The sequence below is a fragment of the Mycolicibacterium setense genome, from assembly GCF_000805385.1.
In the GTDB taxonomy this organism is placed as follows: domain Bacteria; phylum Actinomycetota; class Actinomycetes; order Mycobacteriales; family Mycobacteriaceae; genus Mycobacterium; species Mycobacterium setense.
Genome location: NZ_JTJW01000006.1, coordinates 531,306 through 551,573, shown reverse-complemented (window position 1 = coordinate 551,573; position 20,268 = coordinate 531,306). Strand labels below are relative to the sequence as shown.

The following is a 20,268-nucleotide window of genomic DNA, read 5'->3' as shown; positions in this document are numbered from 1 at the left end:
ATGGTGTTACCGTACGGGAATGACTGAGGCACGGCGATGACCGAGACCGTTCATGTCTTGCAAATGCTGGACTATCGCGAAGTCGAGTCGACCGCCGACCGGTTGGTCCTGGAGATGGACAACCGACCCGACCTCGCCAACGTCCGCGGCGCTCTGCAGGGCGGGCTGGTGGCAACCCTGATCGACATCGCGGCGGGGATGCTGGCCGGCAATGCCAGCGGTGTCGGTTACGACGTGACGACCGCTGACCTCAACATCCACTTCCTGGCACCCATCATGGGCACGGCCCGCGCGGAGGCGAAGGTGGTGCGGGCAGGCAAACGCCTGATCGTGACCTCGGTCGATGTCACCGACGTCACCCGCGATCGGCTCGCCGCCCGCGCGACGCTGACGTTCGCGGTGCTCGAACCGCGGTGAGAGCCGCCGGGCTCAGGACCGGCGCAGCGTCAGCTTCCAGTTCCGGCGCGGGCCGCGGATATCCACCGAACCGCACACCACCTTGCCGGTGAGGATGATGTGCGGGGTGCCGTCGGCCGGCGCGTCGCGGCGGTGGTCGTCGGCGCTGCCCACGATCACCTCGACATCGTCGATCGATGCGCTGGCTCCTTCGGGCAGCCGGATCTCCACGGACCCGAATTTCATGTCCAGCTCGATGACCACCATCGGCCCGGCGAATCGGGCCCGGGTCAGGTCCAGCTCGACCGAACCCATCCGGCGCACCAACGCCAGCCGGGTCGGCACCGTCCACTCACCCTGCCGTTTCAGGGAACCGAGCACGCCCCGCAACTCGACCCGGTCGGTCGCCGTGGTGACGATCGCTCCGGGGCCGGGCAGGTCCCCCACCAACGCATCCAGGTCCGAATGCAGACGGGCGTGCGACACCCTCGCCGAACGCTCCTCGAACTCGGCGATGTCGATCAGCCCGAGGGCGACCGCGTTGTGCAGACGCCGCAGCGTGCCGTTGCGATCGGCATCGGAGACCCGCAGATGCACGGATTGGTCATTGATCCCAGTCATGGCAGGTTCAACGGTACCGCCGTTCAGGCCAGGTAGGCCGGGGGCAACCCCTCGAACATGGTCTTGCACATCCGCACCGCGTACTCCGAACTGCCGCCGCCGACGATGAGTGCCGCAAAGGCCATGTCCCCGCGGTAGCCGGCGAACCAGGAATGCGAGCCACCCATGAACTCGGCCTCACCGGTCTTACCGCGCACGTCACCGAGCCCGTTGAGGTCCTTGGCCGTGCCGTTGGTCACCACCAACCGCATCATCGGCCGCAAGCCCTCGACCATCTTCGGGCTGATCGGGGCGCCTGCGCGGTCGACCATCGTCTGGCGTCCCGCGATGAGTTGCGGCACCGGCGTCTTACCGGCGGCCACCGTGGCCGCGGCCAGTGCCATCCCGAACGGACTGACCAGAACCTTGCCCTGGCCGAATCCGTCCTCTGTGCGCTCGGCGAGATCGACGGTCGGGGGTACCGAACCGGTCAGCGTGGAGATGCCGTCCACCTGATAGTCGGTGCCGATGCCGTAGCGCGCCGCAGCCTGGGTGAGGCCGCGCGGCGGCATCCGGCTGGCGAGTTCGCCGAAGGTGGTGTTGCAGGAATTGGCGAATGCCCGTGACAGCGGCACCGTGCCGAGATCGAACGCGTCATAGTTGGTGACGGTGCGGTGCCCGATGTCGAGTGTGCCGGGGCAGCCCAAAAGTGTGTTGGGCGTTGCCATGTCACGTTCGATCGCGGCGCCCGCGGTGATCATCTTGAACGTCGAGCCGGGCGGGAACTGTCCCATGGTCGCGAGCGGCCCGACGGCGTCGGCGGCCGCGTTCTGCGCGACCGCCAGGATCTCACCGGTAGACGGTTTGATCGCGACGATCATCGCCTGCTTGCCCGTGGTGTTGACGGCGTTCTGCGCGGCGTCCTGCACGGCGCGGTCGAGACTGATGGTGATCGACGGTGCCGGATCGCCCGGGACCTCGTTGAGCACGTCGACGTCGACGCCGTTCTGGTTGACCGAGACCACCCGCCAGCCCGGCTGACCGTCGAGTTGGTCGGACACCGACCGCTTGACCTCGTTGACGATGACCGGGGCGAAAGATTCGTCGGTGGGCAACATTTCGGGCTGCGGAGTGACGACGACGCCGGGCAGCCTGCCGATGGCAGGCGCTACGCGGTCGTTGTCCGCTTGCTTCAGGGTGATCAGGCTCATCGGCTGTGCTGACGCGCTGGCCTGTTCGGCAAGTCGCTGGGGGTCGCCCAGGGCCGGATCGAAGCCCCGCAGCGCGTCGGCCACCGCCCGGGCCGTCGGCATCAGCGCGGAGCCGGCCGTCCTGGCATCGAGCGCGAAGTGATAGATGTAGCCGGGCACCAGCACATCGGTGCCGCCGCGCTCGTTGATCGAGGCCCGTCGCGGTGCGTCGGCCCGCAGGGCGAAGGTTTGGTGTTCGCCCAGTTTCGGGTGCAGCCCGGTGGCACTCCAGCGCACCTCCCAGCGGCCCTCGTCGCGGATCATGTTGAGCTGTCCGTCGTAGGTCCAGGTGCGGTCCTTCGGCAGGTGCCAGGTGTAGCGGTAGGTGACGCTCCCGGTGTCCTGGGCGTACTTCGAACCGATGATCTGCGCGTCCAGCCGGGTGGCCTGCAAGCCGTTCCATGCCTCGCTCAGAGCGGTCTTGGCATCCTCGGGCCGGTCGGCCAGCATCGCAGCGGCCGCGGTGTCACCAGTGGCCAGTGCCGCGAAGAACTGCTCGGCAGTGGGTTCGGGCCCGTCGGGCCGCGGGGTGCAGGCGCTGAGCGCGGTTGCCCCGAGGACCACGAGGACAGCCAGCAGGCCTGTGGTCCGTGTGACTGGTGATGTTTGAGTTGCCATTGAGGCTGATGTTAGGAACCTCGACGCCGGTTTCGTCGGAGGCGCACCGAGACCGAACCGAGACTGTCGCGAGATCTTCCCCAGACCAGCATCCGCCTGCCCCGCGAGCCGGGACGCGATGACCGCCGGCCCATTCGTATCCGGTCAATGTCAACCGGTCACGGTTTGTGGGCGCGCCGGACGCATCGACAACTCAATTGTTCGGCAATGACGGCATATTCGCGCCACTCAATGCGAGATACAGCAAATAATCGAGTAGTTCGTCGCCGAAGGCCACCGGGCATTGCGCCCCGCATTCCGACCGATTTGTGCCACTATCTGCTGGACTGCACTGCATCGAAATCCACCCGCCCGAGGGGAGTTCGCCGTTGCACACGATTGCCCAGGCATTTATCGATCATCCTGAAATAGCGATCTTCTTGGCACTTGCCGGCGGATATTACTTCGGGAAATTCCAGTACAAAGGGCTGGGTTTGGGCGCCGTGACGGCAACGTTGTTGTGCGGCGTCCTCATCGGCGCGGTGTTGCAGACCGGCGGCCACACGATCCACATCGACGGCGTGATCAAGCAGGTGTTCTTCCTGCTGTTCCTGTTCGCCCTCGGCTACAAGTTGGGCCCCCAGTTCTTCGCAGGCCTGAAGGGCGACGGTCTGCCCCAGGCGATCTTCACCGTGGTGCTCATCGTCGTCGGTCTGGGAACGGTGATCGTGCTGGCCAAGGTGCTGAAGTACGACCCCGGTCTGGCCGCTGGCCTGGCCGCCGGAGCGCTCACCCAGTCGGCCATCATCGGTGTCGCGCAAACCTCGATCGCCGGCCTCGGCGAAAACGCCGAAACGATTGCGCAATGGCAAGATCTGGTGTCCGTGGGGTACGCCGTCACCTACATCTTCGGCACCATCGGCGCGGCGATCTACTGCGGCAACATCGCTCCCCGACTGCTGGGCATCAAGAATCTGCCCGCAGCGGCCCGAGATCTGGAACGGCGCCTGGGGTTTGAAGAAGAAATGGCCAACGTCGTACCGGCCTACGACCAGATCGTGCGCCGGTCCTACGAGATCGTTCGCGGCAGGCCAGACCGGCACGGCGAGGGCATGACAGTGGCCGAGATCGAACAGTATCTGTTCGACGAGACCGGCGGCCGGGTGTTCATCTCCCGGGTACGGCATGGCGACACGGTGGTACCCGCCGATCCCGACCTCCTGGTGGTCCCGGGTGACCACGTCGCGGTCAACGGGCGCCGGGAGTGGATGATCGGCGGCCCGGTGACCGCGCTCTGCGTCGAAACCGATGACCCCGGCCTGCTTTCGTACCCGCTCGAAGAGCTCGACGTCGTCGTGACAAGCGACACCGCCGACGGGATCACCGTCCGCGAAGCCTATGTCGACCCGGCATTCCGCGGGGTGTACCTCAAACGCATCTTGCGCGCCGGCCAGGAGATCCCCATAGCGCCCGAGGTGAAAGTGCAACGGGGCGACGAGGTTCGGCTCGTCGGCGAACGTTCCCTCGTCGAAAGTGCCATCAAGGCCATCGGTTATCCGGAGCGCACCACTCCCGAGACCGACATGGTCACCATCGGACTGGGTATCGCGGCCGGTGCCGTCATCGGCCTGCCGACGGTGATGATTCACAACATTCCGATGTCGCTGACAACCAGTGTGGGCGCGCTGCTGATGGGCCTGCTCATCGGCTGGCGCAGGTCCAAATCGCCGACGTTCGGGCGGATCCCGCCGGGTGCCCAATGGTTTTTCGAAGGGGTCGGGCTGACCGCGTTCATCGCAGTTGTCGGCATCACCTCCGGACCGGGCTTCGTCAAAGGCCTACAAAGCTATGGTGTATCGCTGTTCGTGGCCGGCGTGGTGGTGACGATGGTCCCGCTGGTCGTGATGACCTACCTGGCCCGTTACGTGTTCAAGTTCGATCCGGTCTTGACGCTCGGCATGCTCACCGGTGCACAGACCACGACCGCGGCGGTCGGCTCGGTGCGCGAAGCAGCGAAATCGAGTGTGCCGCTTTTGGGATTCACCGTTCCCTACGCGATCGGAAACATCTTCTTGTCCGTCGGCGGCGCGATCGTCGTCGCCTTCATGGCTTAGCACCGGCTCAACCTCGACCCGCACAGACCGGAAGGACAGCACGTGACCATCAAGCACATCTCCCGCGAGGAAATCGCCGAGCTGCAGCATCTTTCGCCGTTCGAACTCAAATCCAAGCTGATCCAGCTCGCCGGTGAGCACGAGCAACGCACCACGTTTCAGATGCTCAACGCCGGACGCGGCAACCCGAACTTCATCGCGCCCACCCCACGGGAGGCGTTCTTCGCTTTGGGCGGATTCGCCCTGGAGGAATCCCGGGCCAACCGCGAGTGGGATCCCGAACTCGTCGGCGTACCGCAGAAGGACGGTATCGCCGACCGGTTCAGCAACTGGCTGGACAAGCATCAAGGTGAGCCGGGCATCGAATTGCTCAGTCGCGTCCTCAAATACGGGATCGAGCAGTGCGACTTCAACCCCGACTCCTTCGTGTGGGAGCTGGCCGACTCGATCATCGGCGACCACTATCCCTCGCCGGACCGGATGCTGGTGCACAACGAAGAGATCACCAAGCGGTACCTCATGCAGGAACTGGCTCCGGGCAGAGACCTCGGCGAGTACGACCTGTTCGCCGTCGAAGGCGGCACCGCGGCAATGTGCTACATCTTCAACTCGCTCATGCTCAACCGGCTGGTCCACCGCGGCGACAAGGTCGCGCTGATGACGCCGATCTTCACCCCCTACCTCGAGATCACCGAACTCGACGAGTTCAACTTCGAGCAGGTCTTCATCCAGGCGTCGGGCACCTACGAAGACGGACGGCACAATTGGCAGTTCCCCGATTCCGAGATCGACAAGCTTCTGGATCCCGATATCAAGGTGCTCTACTGCGTGAATCCCACCAACCCGCCGTCGGTGCGCATCGCTGCGGACACTCTCGACCGGATCGCCGAGATCGTCAACACCAAGCGGCAGGATCTGATCGTCATCACCGATGACGTGTACAGCACGTTCATCGACGGATTCCAGTCGCTCATGGGCGTCGCACCGCGCAACACGATCACGGTCTACTCGTTCTCCAAGTACTTCGGCGCGACCGGTTGGCGCCTGGGCACCATCGGAATCGCCCGGGACAACGTGTTCGACGAGAAGCTCGCCGATCTCCCGGAAGAAGACAAACTGATACTCGACAAGCGCTACAGCCCGCTGACGCTTGAGCCTCGCAAGATCAGGTTCATCGACCGGCTGGTCGCAGACAGCCGCAACGTCGCGCTCAACCACACCGCAGGACTGTCGCTGCCTCAGCAGTGCCAGATGCTGCTGTTCAGCGCCTACTGCCTGCTGGACCAGGCGAACCACTACAAGCATGAGGCGCAGGAGCTGATCGCCAGACGGTTCAAGTCGCTGCAGGACGGCATGCAGATCCAGCTCGCCAAGGATCCGAATCGCGTGGCCTACTACGTCGAACTCGATTTCCTCAATTGGGCCGCCGAACGCGGCGATCCGGGGTTCATCGATTGGGTAAAGGCGAACTACGAGCCGACCGACATTCTGTTTCGGCTGGCGGAGCAGACCGGCGTGGTGTTGTTGAACGGCGGCGGATTCGAGGGACCGGAGTGGTCGATACGCGTCTCGCTGGCGAACCTTCGTGACGTCCAGTACGAGGAGATCGGTAGGGCGATGATCGCCGCGGCGGAGCAATACGCGGCCGAATACAAGACAGCGAAGGCCCGGTCGTAGCGACCTGGGTCAGGCCGACGGTTCAGTCCAGCAACACCGTGGCGAACGTGCCGACCTGTTCGAATCCGATGCGGGCGTACGTTGATCGCGCCACGGTGTTGTAGCTGTTGACGTACAGGCTGGCGATGCGGCCCGAACCCACCACGGCTGCCGCAAGCGCCGCGGTTCCGGCGGTCCCCATGCCATGGCCGCGCCACTCGGGATGCACCCACACACCCTGGATCTGGCCGACCGACGGCGATTGCGACCCGACCTCGGCTTTGAACACCACCTCGCCCCGCTCGAACCGGGCCCATGCCCGTCCCGCCGCGATCAGGCCGGCGATGCGGCGGCGGTAGCCGCGGCCGCCGTCGCCCAGCCGAGGGTCGACACCGACCTCACCGATGAACATGTCGACGGCGGCCACCAGGTAGGCGTCGAGCTCGTCCATGCGCACCGGGCGGACCGCCGGGTCGATCATGCACTGCGGCATCGAGTTCAGCGCCATCAACGGTTGTTGCTCGCGGACGTCACGCGCGGTGCCCCACACCGATTCCAGCCGCCGCCACATCGGCATCACCAACTCGGCACGACCGACCAGGGAAGAACAGCGACGAGCGGTGCTCATCGCCTTGTCGGAGAACGCCTTGAGATCCTCGGCGTCCCCACGCAACGGGATCAGGTTGGGCCCGGCGTAACACAGTGACTCGGCGACGCCGCGCCTGGTCCACAATTCCCCGCCGATGGCGCCCGGTTCGACACCGAAGTCGGCCACGCGTGCAGCCACCATGCACGACCCCACCGGGTCGTCGTCGAACACCTGCAGACAGGCGGCGGCGTCACGCACCACCGAAACTCGGCGCTCGTCGACGAGGCGGAACAGTGGCGGAGCCGACATGGACGATTCTCTCTGTTGAAGCCGAGGCTGGGTGACCCCGCTCACAGGGTCGTTATCAGCTTACGGTCACCACTGGCGAACCGGAGGCATCATCGGAACCCGCCTGTTCGGCCAACCGCATCGCCTCTTCGATCAGCGTCTCCACGATCTGCGCCTCCGGGACGGTCTTGATGACTTCACCCTTGACGAAGATCTGGCCCTTGCCGTTGCCGGAGGCAACCCCGAGATCAGCTTCGCGGGCCTCGCCGGGACCGTTCACCACACATCCCATCACCGCGACCCGCAACGGGACGTCGAGCCCATCCAGGCCCGCGCTCACCGCGTTGGCCAGCGTGTAGACGTCGACCTGGGCGCGTCCGCAGGACGGACACGACACGATCTCCAGACCACGGGGCCGCAGGTTCAGCGACTCCAGGATCTGGTTGCCGACCTTGACCTCTTCGGCCGGCGGCGCCGACAGGGAGACCCGGATGGTGTCGCCGATGCCCTTGGACAGCAAGGCACCGAAGGCCACCGCGGACTTGATGGTGCCCTGGAAGGCCGGGCCGGCTTCGGTGACACCGAGGTGCAGGGGGTAGTCGCACTGGGCGGCCAGCTGCGTGTAGGCCTCGACCATGATCACCGGGTCGTTGTGCTTGACGCTGATCTTGATATCGCCGAAGCCGTGCTCCTCGAACAGCGAGGCTTCCCACAGCGCCGACTCGACGAGCGCCTCGGGTGTGGCCTTGCCGTACTTCTTCATCAACCGCGGGTCCAGCGAGCCGGCATTGACACCGATCCTGATGGGGATGCCCGCGTCTCCCGCAGCCTTGGCCACCTCTTTGACCCGGCCGTCGAACTCCTTGATGTTGCCTGGGTTGACGCGCACGGCGGCGCAGCCGGCGTCGATCGCGGCGAAGATGTACTTGGGCTGGAAGTGGATGTCGGCGATCACCGGGATCTGACTGTGCCGGGCGATCTCGGCGAGCGCGTCGGCGTCCTCCTGGCGGGGGCAGGCCACCCGCACGATGTCGCAACCGGACGCGGTCAGCTCGGCGATCTGCTGCAGCGTCGAGTTGATGTCGTGAGTCTTGGTGGTGCACATGGACTGCACCGCGATCGGGTGCTCGCTGCCGATGCCGACGCCGCCCACGTCGAGCTGGCGGGTCTTACGCCGTGGCGCCAGGGTGGGCGCCGGGGGTGCGGGCATTCCCAAACCGATGGACGCTGTCATGTGGGATCTCCTACTGGAAGATGCTGAGTGGGTTGACCAGGTCGGCAGTGACGGTCAGCAACGTGTAGCCCAGCACGACCAACAACACCACGTAGGTGGCCGGCATGAGTTTGAGGTAGTTGACCGGGCCCGCGGCGACTTTGCCGAAGGCCGCACGGATCATGTTGCGGATCTTCTCGTACGTCGCCACCGCAATGTGGCCGCCGTCGAACGGGAGCAGCGGCACGAGGTTCACCGCGCCGAGCACAAAGTTCAACTGCGCCAGGAAGAACCAGAACGCCACCCACAACCCGGCTTCGACGGTCTCGCCGCCGATGATGCTTGCGCCGACGACGCTGATCGGCGTTTCCTTGTCGCGCTCGCCGCCTCCGATGGCGTCCACCAGGGCGCCGATCTTGGTGGGGATCTTGGCCAGGGACTTGCCCAACTCGACGATCATGTCCCCGGTGAACGAGACGGTCGCCGGCACCGCCTCGATCGGGTTGTACGGGGTTGGCGGCTGGACGGGGACCGCGCTGACGCCGATCGCCCCGACGGTGGCAGGCGCCTTCGCGTCCGCACTCGTGAAGCGCTGCGTCTGGGTCACGTCGACAACGGTGTTGATGGTCTGGCCGTCACGCTTGAGCTCGATGGGCACCGGGCCGTTGAGCTTGCGCACCGCGGCGGCCATCTGGCTGAAATCGGAGACCGTGGTGTCACCAACCTTGACGATCTCGTCGCCCGCCCGGATACCGGCCTGCGCCGCGGGGCCGGGCCCCGTGCACTCACCCATCTTGTCGAGGCTCACTTGTGCGGCGACACAACCGGTTTCGCCGACGATCGCGGTGGTGGGCTGCTTGATGTTGGGTAGGCCCCACATGATCGCGATGGCATAGAGGAGCACCAGGCCGATGATGAAGTTCATCGCGGGCCCGGCGAACAGCACCGCGACGCGCTTCCAGACCTTCTGTTTGTACATCGCGTAGGGCCGGTCTTCCGGCGCGATTTCGTCGACCGATGTCATGCCCGCGATGTCGCAGAACCCACCCAGCGGGATGGCCTTGATGCCGTACTCGGTCTCACCCAGTTCATTGGGGCGCCGCGTCGACCACAGCGTCGGGCCGAATCCGACGAAATAGCGACGGACCTTCATCCCGGTGGCGCGCGCCACCCACATGTGCCCGCATTCGTGCAAGGCCACCGATACCAGGATGGCCAGCGCGAACAGCGCGATGCCGATGACGAACATCATTTGGTGACGAGCCCTTTTCTGACGGATTTCTGCTCAAGGCGCGTATCGATGGCCTGCCGTGCCGTTTCTCTGGCCCACCGCTGCGCATCGAGTACGTCTTCCACGGTAGCGGGTTCATCGGCCCACTGGTCGGCAGCGTGCAACACGTCACCGACGGTTTGCACGATGGCAGGGAAACGGATCCGACCCTGAAGGAACGCCTCCGCTGCCTCTTCGTTGGCGGCGTTGTACACCGCGGTCAGGCAGCCGCCGCGGGTTCCGGCGTGGGCGGCCAGCTGCACCGCGGGGAACACCTCGTGGTCCAGCGGCAGGAACTCCCAGGTGGAGGCGGTGGTGAAGTCGCAGGCCATTGCCGCGCCGGGAACCCGCTCCGGCCAGCCCAGTGCCAGCGCGATCGGCAGTTTCATATCCGGTGGGCTGGCTTGAGCCAGTGTCGAACCATCGGTGAAGGTGGCCATCGAGTGCACGATCGACTGCGGATGGACCACCACCTCGATGCGCTCGTAGTCGATGCCGAACAACAGGTGCGTCTCGATGAGCTCCAGGCCCTTGTTCACCAGGGTCGCCGAATTCAGTGTGTTCATCGGGCCCATCGACCAGGTCGGGTGCTTACCGGCCTGTTCCGGGGTGACCGATTCCAGGTCCGCGGCCGACCACCCCAGGAACGGCCCGCCCGAGGCGGTGAGCACGATCTTGGCGACCTCGTCGGCAGTGCCACCGCGTAGGCACTGCGCCATCGCCGAATGTTCGGAGTCCACGGGGACGATCTGCCCCGGTGCGGCCGCCTTGAGCACCAGCGGGCCGCCCGCGACCAGCGATTCCTTGTTGGCCAGGGCCAGGCGCGCGCCGGTGCCGAGGGCGGCCAGTGTCGGCTTCAGGCCCAAAGCTCCGACCAGCGCGTTGAGCACCACGTCAGCCTCGGTGTTCTCGACCAGGCGGGTGGCCGCGTCAGGCCCGGCGTACGTCACGTCGCCGATCTGGTCGGCCGCCACCTGGTGGGCGACGGCGATGTTGGTGACGCCGGTCGCGGCTCGCTGGGCGGCGAGCAGGTCGGGGTTGCCGCCGCCGGCGGCCAGACCGACGACCTCGAACCGGTCGGGGTTGGCCGCGATGACCTCGAGCGCCTGGGTGCCGATCGAGCCGGTGCTCCCGAGTATCAGCACGCGCATTCTGTCGCTCACCAGTCCATTGTGCCGCGCTGTGGCGGGCCTTCCCTAATGTGCCGTCACCGCGTACCGGCCACCGTCCTGTCGGGCTCAGGCCCGGCCCGGCTCCGGAGACTTCCGGGGCTCCCGCGCGGAAGGGTCGGCGGTCGCCTCGATCTTGAGCACCAGTCCGTCGCGGATGGTCAGCACCACCACGGCGAACAACCGCCGCCGGTCGTAAGCGAGTAGCACCGGCTCGGCCGCGCACACCACTGTCGCCCCCGGGCCGAGGTAGCGCAGCAGATTGGTCGCGACGTCGCGGCGGCCGTGGTTGACCTGGCGGAGCGCGGGGTCGGTGAGCACCGTGCCGACACCCCAGACGCTCGGGTCGAGAACCGACGCCAACGCGTCCAGATCCCCGTTGGCGCACGCTGAGATGAACGCCTCGGTGACCTGCCGGTGCTCGTCGGCGCTGACCTCGGCCGACGTCGGCGCGGCGCCGGTCACCTTCGTTCGAGCGCGGCGCGCCAGCTGCCGGCACGTCCCGACCGGCCGTCCCACCGTGTCGGCGATCTCGTCGAACGGGATCCGGAAGATGTCGTGCAGGACGAACGCGACGCGCTCACCGGGGCTGAGCCGGGAAAGCACTGCCAGCAGTGCCGAGCCGACCCGATCATCGAGCGTGACGCGGTCGGCGGGGTCGGAGCCGTCGACCGCGGTGATCTCGAGCGCGGCCGAGCCGTCGGGGCGTTCGAGCCGGGCGCGTGCCGACCGCAGGATGTCCAGCGACAGCCGGCCGGCCACCACGGTCAACCAGGCCCGGACATCGTCGAGATGGTCCGGGTCGGCCCGGGCCAGCCGTAGAAAGGCCTCTTGTGCGACGTCTTCGGCGTCGCCGATGTCGCCGAGCATCCGGTAGGCGAGGTTGACCAGATATGGGTGGTGGTCGCGCCATGCCGCTTCGAGGCCCGCGGAATCGTTCATGTGACTACATCGTTCATGAGACTACGACGAATCCGACGGCGGAAAAGTTACCGGATGTCCGATCGACTTCTGCTGTAACTTTTCGGACGGCCGCCCCGTCCTTGATGGCATGAACACAATTCTCGTCACGGGCGCAACCGGGAACGTCGGCCGCCCGCTTGTCACCGAACTCGTCCGTGCCGGTGCCCCCGTGCGCGCGGTCACCCGCAGTCCCGAAACGGCCGGCTTCCCACCCGGCGTCGAACAGGTCCGATCCGCGGCCGACGGGCTCGCGGGCGTCTCGGCGGTCTTCCTCAATTCGCGTGCGTTGGGTCAGGAGCTGGCCGTGACGGTCGACCTGGCCCGCGCGGCGGGGGTGAAACGCCTGGTCGCATTGTCGGCGATCAACGCCGACGACGACGATTCCCGGCAGCCGTCACGCGTGCGCGGGGACCGCAACCGGGAAGTCGAACAGCTGGCCGTTGCCTCCGGATTGGAATGGGTCAGCCTGCGCCCCACCGTGTTCGCCTCCAATTTCGCCGGAATGTGGTCGGCGCAGATCCGGGCCGGCGATGTGGTGAGCGGCCCGTACGCCGCGGCGTCCACAGCGGTGATCGTCGACGCCGACATCTCGGCGGTGGCCGCGGTCGCCCTGCTCACCGACGATCTTGTGGGACAGCGTATTCCACTGACCGGACCGCAGGCGCTGACCAACACCGAACTGGTGGAGACGATCGGGCGGGTCCTGCACAGGACGCTGAGCTACCAGGAGGCGCCTACCGATGTGGTGCGCCGACGGTTCGTCGATCTGGGCTTTGGCGCCGCGTTCGCCGACGCATACATGGGCCTGCTGGCCGACACCGTCGAGCGGCCTGCGCTCGTCACTCATGAGGTGGACAAGATTCTCGGCCGGCCGGCGACCACGTTCGCCGACTGGGTGGCCGACCACCGCGAGTTCTTCGCCAACAGCTAAGGAGCACAGGACATGTCAGGACACAAGACCGGCCTGCAGCCGCCACGATGGCTCAAGCCGATGAACCGGGTGATGATGGCGGTACAGCGCCTCGGACTCCCCACCGGGCCGGCCATGGTGCTGACCGTTCCCGGCCGCAAGACCGGGAAGCTCCGCAGCACTCCCATGACCCCGTTCGACCTCGACGGCGGCCTCTACACGGTCGCGGGCTATCCCGGCTCGGACTGGGCGGCCAACGCCCGCGCCGCCGGGGCCGGGACGCTGACGCGGGGCCGCCGGTCGCGACCGGTCAGGATCATCGAACTCACCGCCGACCAGTCACGCCCGGTGCTGCGCGCTTTCGCGGTCAAGGTGCCCGTCGGCGTCGGGTTCGCCAAGCGCAGCGGCCTCGTCGTCGACGGTACACCTGACGAATTCGAGGCATTGGCAGGACGTTTGACGGTGTTCCGGTTCGACCCGGCCTAGGACGTGGCCGCCGACGACACGGCGCGGCGGATCGAGATGTCCCCCGAACCGGTGCGGGCGTGTACGACGAACGTCTCATCGCCGTCGGCGGGGCCGTCCGAAGTGTGCAGGCCGTTGTCGACGGTGCCGGAGCGGGTCTTGAGTTCGAGTCGCGCCGCGGTGCCCTGCGGTATGCCGATTTCGACTTCACCGCTACCGGTTTGAGTGCTCAGGGCACCGCTGACGCCGACACCGACCGTGACCGAACCCGACGCGCTCTGGTGCTGGACGTGCCCACGCAGTGTCCCGATCGCCAGGCTGCCGCTGGCCGCCTGGAACTTGACGTCGCCGTCGATGCGATCGATCGAAACATCACCGGAGGCCGTGGCGATCCGCGCGTTCCCCGCGACATCGCCGATCGCAATGTCTCCGGATGCGCTGTCCGCCTTGATGTTCCCGGTGACGGTCGCCACCCGCATCGCACCGCTGGCAGAGGCGCAGCGGCAGTCCGAGTAAGCGCCGTGCGCGTCGATGTCGGCCGATGCGGAGGAAAGGTTGAGCCGCGAACCTGTCGGCAGGGCGATGTCGACGCGGACCGCTCCCCCGCGCCCCAACGACAAGACTTTTCTGCCCGCGGTCACCACAAGGTTGCCGTTGTGAAAATCGACGCGGGCCTGCTCGGCCGCGCGCACGTCAGATGCGCGTTCGGGATCGCGCGGCTGGACGTCGACGACGGTGTCGTCGCGGTCGGTGGATGCCAGGTGCACCGCACCGGCCACGACTTCGACGACAGCGGTGATGGGTTCGGGTGTGTGGAAAGTGGGCATCGGAAATCTCCTATCTGTCGGGTTCAGCTCTGTCAGGTTCAGCGGACCCAGCCGCTGAACGTCTTGTCGTCGCCACGACTCGGGCGCCCGCTCCCGCCGAGGGCGGCCGCAGCGGAACGGACGAGCCACGCGTTCACCGATACGCCGTCACGGCGAGCGGCGCCCTCCACGCCGGCACGCAGGCTCTCCGGGAGTCGCAAGGACACCCGCCAGGTCCCGCCGCCGTCGTCGTCAGGCAGGTCCACTGCAGGTTCGGTCACGGGAGCCTCGACCTCGGCCGGGTCGACGGTGAACTCAGGATCGCGACCATTGAGCCGGACATGCACGGATCCGGGCGCGAGGTCGCGCGTGATCTGCTCGGCCGCCTCGGACAGGGCTTCCAGCAGCGCGAGCCGTAACGCGGATTCCAGCGGGGCGGTCAGCCGCTGGGCCAACGCCTCGGCATCGGCACCTCCCGCTGCGGCTGCGATACCGAGTTCGTGCCGGACGGTCTCGACATATGGCTGCAAGTCCATGGTGTCATGGTGACATCATTTTGATGTCACCGCAAGTGTCATACCGGCGCCTGCATGCCGCGACGGACCTCAAATACCTGCCCCGAGGTGCCCGTAAGGTGATTCGGATGAATGCCGCCGAGGATGCCCGGGTCGTCCCCGTGACCGCTCGGACCGAGTATCTGACCGGTCACCACCGACTGGCCGCCACCGCGTCGGGCACGGCGCTGATCACCGCCATGGTCGCGCTGGTCGCACTCAACTACGCCGGGACACCCGGGCCCGTCACGGCCACTGTGGCGATGGCGCTCGTCGCCGTCGCACTCGGCGCCCTGGCCTTCGGACGGCTCCGAACGCCGGGAGCGGTGTTGATCACAGTCGACGACGAGACCGTCTACCTCGGCGACGAGGCCCGCGACATCACCGCATACCCGTTGTCCTCCCTCGTCGCGGTGAGCCTGGCGGGTCCGGCCGACCAAACCCGGTCGAACAACCGGAGGCTGACGATCCGCGGGCAGAAGTACCTGACGCTGACCTTCGCCACTGATGGCATCGGGACCGATGAGTGGCGGGTGGCGGTCGTCGGACCCGATCCCGCGGCGGAAGAGGTACTGCGTCGCCTGAAGGCGACACTCAACGAAACCGACGCCGACGGTGAATCCGGTACCGAGAGCACTGGTTCGGGCGCGCGCATCGCCGACGCCGGTACCGATGAGGCCGCGAAACGATTGTGGGAGGAAGCCTTCCGACGTCACGACGACATCCTCGGCGCGTACGGCGCATACGAACTCGATCCGGCGATGTTGTTGCGCTACCCGGCCATCACCGACGTGACCGTCGAACCCACCCAGACGTTCCACGTCGCGCTCGACGAGGCCGCCGCTTTGCGCACGGACAGCTATCCCGGCAACCGAGGACTGGCCGACGCCTACCAACAGGCTGTCGTCGCGCTCCGCCGGGCGTGGATTGCCTGCGAATCGCACGGGAAGAAGGTCGGCACCTCCTACCTGGATGCGACCGAACGCGCTGACCTGGATACCGCGCTCAAGCTGTACAACCACGCCGCGTCCAGTACGACACTTGCCGAGCAGGCGACCTACTACGGCCGCGTCCGCGACATCGTCAGAAACCTCACTGACCGCGGCGTGCTACACCCGCCCAAAGTTCAACTCGCGCAACTGGAAGGCGTCACCCGGCGGGCTATCGAGGCCGCAAGGTCGAGCTGAACTCAGTGGCCGCAAGGTCGAGCTGAACTCAGTGGCGGCGAAGCCCCGCTGACCGGTCAGGTGGCCCCCGACGTCAGGAACTCGCCGGTGACCGAGTAGGTCCCGGCTGCCGCTTCCACCCCGGCCAACTCGATCCGGATCGCCAACCGGTGCTGATCGATCTCCCTGTCTGTCATCCAGATTTCGACGGCTTCGCGTTCGTAGGGTTCCAGCGCGCCCCGCTGCATCGCCTGGGTACGAACGGATTCGAAGGCGTCCCGGGAGATCTCGTCGAAAGCAAACGGCTGCGATCGGGATTGGTACGACGTGTCGGTGACCTCAGGGAGTTCACCGGGCACGATGACGATCTGACCGGACCGGTCACCGGTGTGGAACTCGAGCATCACGCCTCCGCTGCTCTGGAGTTCACTGGCGTGGGCCGTGGGTGTCGCCCGATGGGTGCCCCGGATCTCGAAGTTCGTCAGTACCCGGTCCGACGGCGCAATTCCCGCCAATGCCAGGGCATCTCGCGCACGTTGGAACGACACCGCGAAATCGGCCGGATCGAAGATCTCGCCGACGGTGCCGTTCGGCAGGCCGTTGATGGTCTTGCCGCCGAAGTCGCCGCTCACAATCACCATGGCGCCGGGACCTGAACGTTTGATCTCAAGGGTTTCCAGATCGCTGCGCCGCCCCGCAGCGTCGAGCTGCTGTGCCATCTTGTCGGCGATCGCCGTCAGATCGGCGGACGCGATGTCAGCGGCGGTGAAGGTGCTGTCCTTGCGCAGCACCTGCGCAGATGGCGTGGTGAACGCGTCCCCACTGTTGTTGAGGTAGACGATCGTGGTGTCGCCGTTGGTCGGGTCGAGGACCGTGCCGTAATCGGACCCGCTGCCGGTGAAGCGCAGGCTGAGCAGATTGTTGGCGGCGGCGGGCCCGAATTGCTCGACGATGGCCCGGATCATGCCGTCTCGGCGGGCGTTCAAGTTCATGTCCTTGGACTCTGGTCCGGTGTCGGCGGCCCGCGAAGGCGGCGATGTCGGCCGGTCGAAGGAGATATGCCAGGCGTCGCCGACACCGAACAGCACCGTCAGCGCCACCAGGACGGTGACAGCCGGGTAGATCACGGCCCATTTGCCGGGCTGATCGCCGAATTCCGGTGTGCGGGTCAGATCCCTAGCTGGCAGCCGATCCGGCGCCAAGGCGATGCTCGGACTCGCGGTCAGCGACCGAAAGTGATCGCCGGCCATCGGTGTGATCCATCGCGCCTGGAATGCGGTGTCGTGCGGCGGGCTGACCGTCGCCGTCACCAACGTCGGCTGCAGGTCGTCATCGGTGAGGCTGCTGCGAGTCAGGGCTTCGACACGGACAGGTACCGACCGGTCGTGTGGCGCAGTGTCGAACACGTCCAACTCGGACGTGCGAGTTGACCTCGGCACCAGCAAAAGCCCCACCACGACGAGCGGAATCGACACACACAGCGCCACCCACCACGCGTTGTACGCGCCGATCCCGACACCGAGCGCGATGACGGCACCGGCAGCACCGGACCGACCGACTCGCAGCGCGCGATTCATGAGCGCCCCCGTTCCCACCGGTTTTTGCGTGATCATAGTGACGACCGGTGCGCGACCGACCGCCTCCGTCTACCCCGCCTTGGCGATGACGGTCTCGGCGAACTGCTCGATGGGACCACGGAACCGGTCGACGCCCGTCGCACCGTTGGGCATGGCGAGCCACGGCGCACACATCACCGCGGTGATTCCCAGATCCTCGGCGCGCCGGTACAGATCGGGCGAGGGCGGATCCAGCAGGGCCAGGATGATCTCGAACGGTTCGCGCTCCCGGCCGTAGTGGCGACGTAGTTCAGCCAGTCGCGTGGTGTAACGGGTGGCCTGTTCGAGGGTGTAGGCGTAACCGATCCAGCCGTCGCACGACCGTGCCGCGCGTCGCAGTGCCGCCTCGGATTCGCCGCCGCACAGGATGGGGACCGGCGCGGGCGGGTGAGGCTCGATCATCATCTCCGGAACCTGTAAATAGTGCCCCTCGTAGGACACCCAGCCACCGCGCCAGATCTCGCGCAACGCCGGGATCATCTCGTCGAGGCGTTTACCGCGGGTGTCGAAATCCTGGCCCATGAGCTCGAATTCCTCCCGCATCCAGCCGACGCCGACACCGAGGGACACCCGCCCGCCCGAGATCACCGCTGCTGTCGCGACCTGCTTGGCGACCTCCAGCAGCGGACGAGCCGGCGCCACGTACACGGCGTTGGAGAACCGCAGCCGGCGGGTGAGGGCGGCCATCGCGCCGATCAGGACCCAGGAGTCCGGCCAGCCGGTCTCGGGTGCCCACGGGGGCTTGCCGGTCGGAGAATCCGGGTAGGGCGAAGACAGTTCGCGCGGGTAGATCATGTGGTCGGAGCACACGATGCCGTGGTAACCGGCTTCGTCGAGCAACGGCGCCACCGTCAGCGCGTCGGTGGTGTCCATGAACGCCGTACCGCCCCAAAACTGCATCTGAAGACCTTCCGTGTTTTCCGGTGTGTGCGTGGGCACCATGTAGTGCATGCCCACCGTGCTCTGGTTTCGCCGAGACCTGCGCTGCTCCGACCATCCAGCCCTGCTCGAGGCTGCCGAGCAGGACGGTGAGGTACTGGCCTGTTACGTGCTCGATCCACGACTGGAGGCATCTTCGGGCGCGCGCCGGCTGCGATATCTGTACGGGGCGCTGCACGAGTTGTCCGCCACCCTCGACGGGAATCTGCTGGTCACCCGCGGCCGGCCCGAACGGCGGATTCCTGCGCTGGCCCGAGCCGTCGGCGCTACCTCGGTGCACATCTCGCAGGACTACTCGCCGTTCGGGCGGCGTCGCGACGACGCGGTCCGGGCAGCCCTCGGTGAGACCACCCTGTGCGCAACGGGATCGGGTCATCTCGTGTCGCCCGGTCGAATAACCAAGGCGGATGGCGCGCCCTACCAGGTGTTCACCCCCTTCTACCGCGCCTGGCGCGCTCATGGCCGGCGCGCTCCCGCCGACTCCGGACCCGCGTCGGCCCGCTGGATCGACCCCGACGCAATATCTGCCGAGATCGGCGAGCGCATCGAAATACCTTCTGCCACAGACATTCTGATGTTCGATGCGGGCGAGCGGGCGGCGAGGTCGCAGTGGCGAGAATTCGTGGAGCACGGATTGGCCGACTATCCCAGCCGGCGCGATCGCCCCGACCTCGACGCCACCAGCCGGATGTCGGCGCACCTCAAGTTCGGCGCCATCCACCCAAGGACCATGGCTGTCGACCTCGACTCCGGTGCCGACGCCTACCTGCGGGAGCTGGCCTTCCGCGACTTCTATGCGACGGTCCTGTATCACTGGCCCGACAGCGCCTGGCGAAACTGGAACCGCGATTTCGACGCGATCGAAGTAGACGACGACGAGGCCGCCCGGCAGGCCTTCGAAGCGTGGAAGGCGGGCCGGACGGGATTCCCGATCGTCGATGCCGGGGTGCGCCAGCTGGCCTCGACCGGGTTCATGCACAACCGGGTGCGCATGATCGTGGCCTCGTTTCTGGTCAAGGACCTGCACCTGCCCTGGCAATGGGGCGCGCGCTGGTTTCTCGATCAGTTGATCGACGGTGATCTCGCCAACAACCAACATGGGTGGCAGTGGGCGGCCGGTTGCGGCACCGACGCCGCCCCCTACTTCCGCGTTTTCAACCCCACCCTGCAGGGGGCCAAGTTCGACCCCGACGGCGCCTACATCCGGCGATGGGTACCGGAGCTGAGCGATGTCATCGACGTGCACAAACTCGGTGTCGACCGGCCGGCGTCCTATCCGGAACCGATCGTCGACCACGGCGAGGAGCGGCTGGAGGCGCTGCGGAGATACCGACGCCGGGGTTGACCCCCCAGGGCCGGCATACGACGCAGCGTCGTATGTCAGAATGTCCGCAAGCCAAGCCTGAAGCCAGTTCGATCCGGAGGAGCAACCGTGGCCAGCACCGAAGTGGAGCGCAACAACGGCGTCGACGTCGAGGAAGTGCCGTCCGCAGCGTGGGGCTGGTCGGAACTCAACATCAGGGTGATCCACCTCGGCGGCATTCTCTCCGCGATCTTCCTGCTGGTCATGATGCGCGGCAATCACATCGGACACGTCGAGAACTGGTTCCTCATCACGTTCGCGGCGCTCATCCTCCTGGCCGTCGTCCGCAACATCTGGTTGCGTCGCCGCGGCTGGATTCGCTAGCCGCTCACCCCGCATGCCGT

19 protein-coding genes are annotated in these 20,268 nt (G+C 66.5%); 8 read left to right on the top strand and 11 right to left on the bottom strand.

Translation table 11 applies throughout. From position 1 onward, the window contains the following. Positions 1-36 precede the first annotated feature (36 nt). Complete coding sequence (locus tag QQ25_RS13315) at positions 37-417, top strand: PaaI family thioesterase (protein WP_039319042.1); 381 nt, start codon at positions 37-39, stop codon at positions 415-417. Between the two features lie 12 nt (positions 418-429). Here QQ25_RS13315 and QQ25_RS13310 read toward each other — a convergent pair whose 3' ends face one another. After that, on the bottom strand, positions 430-1,017 hold the full coding sequence (locus QQ25_RS13310; protein WP_039379060.1) for a DUF1707 SHOCT-like domain-containing protein: 588 nt from the start codon (positions 1,015-1,017) through the stop codon (positions 430-432). A gap of 23 nt (positions 1,018-1,040) precedes the next feature. Beyond that, on the bottom strand, positions 1,041-2,864 hold the full coding sequence (locus QQ25_RS13305; protein WP_039319040.1) for a penicillin-binding transpeptidase domain-containing protein: 1,824 nt from the start codon (positions 2,862-2,864) through the stop codon (positions 1,041-1,043). Between the two features lie 368 nt (positions 2,865-3,232). On the opposite strand from QQ25_RS13305, the gene aspT reads away from it, so the two are divergent. Then, positions 3,233-4,957 (top strand): aspartate-alanine antiporter, encoded by a 1,725-nt coding sequence (aspT, locus tag QQ25_RS13300; RefSeq protein ID WP_039379058.1) that lies wholly within the window; start codon positions 3,233-3,235, stop codon positions 4,955-4,957. Between the two features lie 42 nt (positions 4,958-4,999). Continuing rightward, the gene (locus QQ25_RS13295; protein WP_052235805.1) at positions 5,000-6,634 is read left to right on the top strand and encodes a bifunctional aspartate transaminase/aspartate 4-decarboxylase; all 1,635 of its coding nucleotides are present in this window, start codon (positions 5,000-5,002) and stop codon (positions 6,632-6,634) included. Positions 6,635-6,656: 22 nt separating this feature from the next. On the opposite strand, the gene QQ25_RS13290 is transcribed toward QQ25_RS13295, so the two are convergent. The 5 genes from QQ25_RS13290 to sigI form a co-directional block, all read right to left on the bottom strand. Continuing rightward, the gene (locus QQ25_RS13290) at positions 6,657-7,511 is read right to left on the bottom strand and encodes a GNAT family N-acetyltransferase (RefSeq protein WP_039379056.1); all 855 of its coding nucleotides are present in this window, start codon (positions 7,509-7,511) and stop codon (positions 6,657-6,659) included. A gap of 55 nt (positions 7,512-7,566) precedes the next feature. Next, entirely contained in the window at positions 7,567-8,724 is a 1,158-nt protein-coding gene (gene ispG, locus QQ25_RS13285; protein ID WP_198530792.1) for a flavodoxin-dependent (E)-4-hydroxy-3-methylbut-2-enyl-diphosphate synthase, read from the bottom strand. Between the two features lie 10 nt (positions 8,725-8,734). Further along, on the bottom strand, positions 8,735-9,955 hold the full coding sequence (locus QQ25_RS13280) for a M50 family metallopeptidase (RefSeq protein WP_039319034.1): 1,221 nt from the start codon (positions 9,953-9,955) through the stop codon (positions 8,735-8,737). After that, positions 9,952-11,124: a 1-deoxy-D-xylulose-5-phosphate reductoisomerase gene (gene dxr, locus QQ25_RS13275; protein ID WP_039319033.1), complete on the bottom strand. Its 1,173-nt coding sequence runs from the start codon at positions 11,122-11,124 to the stop codon at positions 9,952-9,954. Before dxr ends, QQ25_RS13280 begins: the two co-directional genes overlap by 4 nt. Before the next feature lie 87 nt (positions 11,125-11,211). Beyond that, complete coding sequence (gene sigI, locus QQ25_RS13270; RefSeq protein WP_052235804.1) at positions 11,212-12,084, bottom strand: RNA polymerase sigma factor SigI; 873 nt, start codon at positions 12,082-12,084, stop codon at positions 11,212-11,214. A 109-nt stretch (positions 12,085-12,193) separates the two neighbouring features. On the opposite strand from sigI, the gene QQ25_RS13265 reads away from it, so the two are divergent. After that, positions 12,194-13,036, top strand: a complete 843-nt coding sequence (locus QQ25_RS13265; RefSeq protein ID WP_039379055.1) for an NmrA family NAD(P)-binding protein — start codon at positions 12,194-12,196, stop codon at positions 13,034-13,036. Between the two features lie 12 nt (positions 13,037-13,048). Further along, a complete protein-coding gene (locus QQ25_RS13260; RefSeq protein ID WP_039319029.1) occupies positions 13,049-13,501 on the top strand; it encodes a nitroreductase/quinone reductase family protein in 453 nt (150 codons plus the stop codon). Here the strand turns inward: QQ25_RS13260 and QQ25_RS13255 are convergent. Both QQ25_RS13255 and QQ25_RS13250 read right to left on the bottom strand, forming a co-directional pair. Further along, positions 13,498-14,307 carry a DUF4097 family beta strand repeat-containing protein gene (locus tag QQ25_RS13255; protein WP_039379053.1) on the bottom strand — a complete coding sequence of 270 codons (810 nt, stop codon included), beginning with the start codon at positions 14,305-14,307 and terminating at the stop codon, positions 13,498-13,500. The two genes, QQ25_RS13260 and QQ25_RS13255, sit on opposite strands and share 4 nt — an antisense overlap. A gap of 38 nt (positions 14,308-14,345) precedes the next feature. Beyond that, positions 14,346-14,822, bottom strand: a complete 477-nt coding sequence (locus QQ25_RS13250; protein ID WP_039379051.1) for a hypothetical protein — start codon at positions 14,820-14,822, stop codon at positions 14,346-14,348. Positions 14,823-15,040: 218 nt separating this feature from the next. Here QQ25_RS13250 and QQ25_RS13245 point away from each other — a divergent pair, with 218 nt between their 5' ends. Further along, on the top strand, positions 15,041-16,027 hold the full coding sequence (locus QQ25_RS13245; protein ID WP_407661802.1) for a hypothetical protein: 987 nt from the start codon (positions 15,041-15,043) through the stop codon (positions 16,025-16,027). Positions 16,028-16,083: 56 nt separating this feature from the next. Here the strand turns inward: QQ25_RS13245 and QQ25_RS13240 are convergent, their stop codons facing one another. Beyond that, positions 16,084-17,583 (bottom strand): hypothetical protein, encoded by a 1,500-nt coding sequence (locus QQ25_RS13240; RefSeq protein ID WP_201774226.1) that lies wholly within the window; start codon positions 17,581-17,583, stop codon positions 16,084-16,086. A gap of 69 nt (positions 17,584-17,652) precedes the next feature. Then, positions 17,653-18,522, bottom strand: a complete 870-nt coding sequence (locus tag QQ25_RS13235; protein WP_039379916.1) for a TIGR03619 family F420-dependent LLM class oxidoreductase — start codon at positions 18,520-18,522, stop codon at positions 17,653-17,655. A gap of 49 nt (positions 18,523-18,571) precedes the next feature. Between QQ25_RS13235 and QQ25_RS13230 the strand changes: the two genes are divergently transcribed. Both QQ25_RS13230 and QQ25_RS13225 read left to right on the top strand, forming a co-directional pair. After that, positions 18,572-19,906, top strand: coding sequence for a cryptochrome/photolyase family protein (locus QQ25_RS13230; RefSeq protein WP_039379050.1), 1,335 nt, complete (start codon positions 18,572-18,574; stop codon positions 19,904-19,906). An 87-nt stretch (positions 19,907-19,993) separates the two neighbouring features. Beyond that, complete coding sequence (locus QQ25_RS13225; RefSeq protein ID WP_039379049.1) at positions 19,994-20,248, top strand: DUF2631 domain-containing protein; 255 nt, start codon at positions 19,994-19,996, stop codon at positions 20,246-20,248. Positions 20,249-20,268: the final 20 nt, after the last annotated feature.

What these genes read in the sequence shown, in the direction of transcription:
- QQ25_RS13315 (WP_039319042.1), top strand. Translation starts at nt 37, where the DNA reads ATGACCGAGACCGTTCATGTCTTGCAAATGCTGGACTATCGCGAAGTC.
- QQ25_RS13310 (WP_039379060.1), bottom strand. Translation starts at nt 1,017, where the DNA reads ATGACTGGGATCAATGACCAATCCGTGCATCTGCGGGTCTCCGATGCC.
- QQ25_RS13305 (WP_039319040.1), bottom strand. Translation starts at nt 2,864, where the DNA reads ATGGCAACTCAAACATCACCAGTCACACGGACCACAGGCCTGCTGGCT.
- QQ25_RS13290 (WP_039379056.1), bottom strand. Translation starts at nt 7,511, where the DNA reads ATGTCGGCTCCGCCACTGTTCCGCCTCGTCGACGAGCGCCGAGTTTCG.
- ispG (WP_198530792.1), bottom strand. Translation starts at nt 8,724, where the DNA reads ATGACAGCGTCCATCGGTTTGGGAATGCCCGCACCCCCGGCGCCCACC.
- QQ25_RS13280 (WP_039319034.1), bottom strand. Translation starts at nt 9,955, where the DNA reads ATGATGTTCGTCATCGGCATCGCGCTGTTCGCGCTGGCCATCCTGGTA.
- dxr (WP_039319033.1), bottom strand. Translation starts at nt 11,124, where the DNA reads ATGCGCGTGCTGATACTCGGGAGCACCGGCTCGATCGGCACCCAGGCG.
- sigI (WP_052235804.1), bottom strand. Translation starts at nt 12,084, where the DNA reads ATGAACGATTCCGCGGGCCTCGAAGCGGCATGGCGCGACCACCACCCA.
- QQ25_RS13265 (WP_039379055.1), top strand. Translation starts at nt 12,194, where the DNA reads ATGAACACAATTCTCGTCACGGGCGCAACCGGGAACGTCGGCCGCCCG.
- QQ25_RS13260 (WP_039319029.1), top strand. Translation starts at nt 13,049, where the DNA reads ATGTCAGGACACAAGACCGGCCTGCAGCCGCCACGATGGCTCAAGCCG.
- QQ25_RS13255 (WP_039379053.1), bottom strand. Translation starts at nt 14,307, where the DNA reads ATGCCCACTTTCCACACACCCGAACCCATCACCGCTGTCGTCGAAGTC.
- QQ25_RS13250 (WP_039379051.1), bottom strand. Translation starts at nt 14,822, where the DNA reads ATGGACTTGCAGCCATATGTCGAGACCGTCCGGCACGAACTCGGTATC.
- QQ25_RS13245 (WP_407661802.1), top strand. Translation starts at nt 15,041, where the DNA reads ATGGTCGCGCTGGTCGCACTCAACTACGCCGGGACACCCGGGCCCGTC.
- QQ25_RS13240 (WP_201774226.1), bottom strand. Translation starts at nt 17,583, where the DNA reads ATGAATCGCGCGCTGCGAGTCGGTCGGTCCGGTGCTGCCGGTGCCGTC.
- QQ25_RS13235 (WP_039379916.1), bottom strand. Translation starts at nt 18,522, where the DNA reads ATGCAGTTTTGGGGCGGTACGGCGTTCATGGACACCACCGACGCGCTG.
- QQ25_RS13230 (WP_039379050.1), top strand. Translation starts at nt 18,572, where the DNA reads ATGCCCACCGTGCTCTGGTTTCGCCGAGACCTGCGCTGCTCCGACCAT.